This is a genomic window from Vibrio sp. 1727, assembly GCF_033344415.1.
GTDB classification, from domain to species: Bacteria; Pseudomonadota; Gammaproteobacteria; order Enterobacterales; family Vibrionaceae; genus Vibrio; species Vibrio alginolyticus.
Genome location: NZ_JAWPOT010000184.1, coordinates 1 through 792, shown reverse-complemented (window position 1 = coordinate 792; position 792 = coordinate 1). Strand labels below are relative to the sequence as shown.

At 44.9% G+C, this 792-nt stretch carries 1 protein-coding gene; it reads left to right on the top strand.

The annotated features are described in order from the left end of the window. Positions 1-2: 2 nt before the first annotated feature. A complete protein-coding gene (locus R8O10_RS24665) occupies positions 3-413 on the top strand; it encodes a YbaK/EbsC family protein (protein ID WP_318191881.1) in 411 nt (136 codons plus the stop codon). Positions 414-792 lie beyond the last annotated feature (379 nt).

The following is a 792-nucleotide window of genomic DNA, read 5'->3' as shown; positions in this document are numbered from 1 at the left end:
GTCTGCTTCCGCATCAAAGACCAGCTACAACAATTGAGGATGCCGCGCACCAACGCGGCATTCGCCCTTCTCAAATGGTCAAAGCGATATTGCTGCGAGACATGGGCAATCAATACGCCCTCGCCTGCGCCCCTGGTGATCGCAGTGTGGATCCAAAAAAGGTACGAGCTTTACTGCAATGTCGCCGCATGACTTGTGTCGACCAGGCCGATGTAGAAGCCATCACTGGTTATAAAATTGGGACTGTGACGCCGTTATTACTCAAACGACAGATGCCGATAGTGTTTGACCCAAGCTTATTGGAAGAACGTGAAGTCACCATCAGCAGTGGGGACCGCATGGCAGGGCTGGCGTTATCCATCGACGATTTGGTTCAGTTGTGCCACCCCACCGTGGCCGAAATCTGTCGTTAACATCCAATTCATAATGCAATAAAGAGCAGTGTTCTCATCACTGCGTGATCTCCCTCATATCTATAAAAACACGCCAAAGAATTTTTAATCAAAATTAAAACATAAATAGTCACCATTATAAAACTCGTATATGCTGATTTTGTTGGTTAAGTTTTCAACAAGCACTTAACCAACATAAAGTGAATCGGCTGACAGGCATGACCACGCTCGTGATGTCAGCTATCCACTTTTGTGTAATGCATCTGTGACTATTCGCCCGCTCAAGCGGGCTTTTTTTTGCTTGGAACTTTTTTCAAGCAGTCTCATCTAATCTTGTGTAAGCAAGCTATAAAACTTAGGTAGAAGGTGTAGGTTTGAAAAAGAAACATTTCGCAAACAA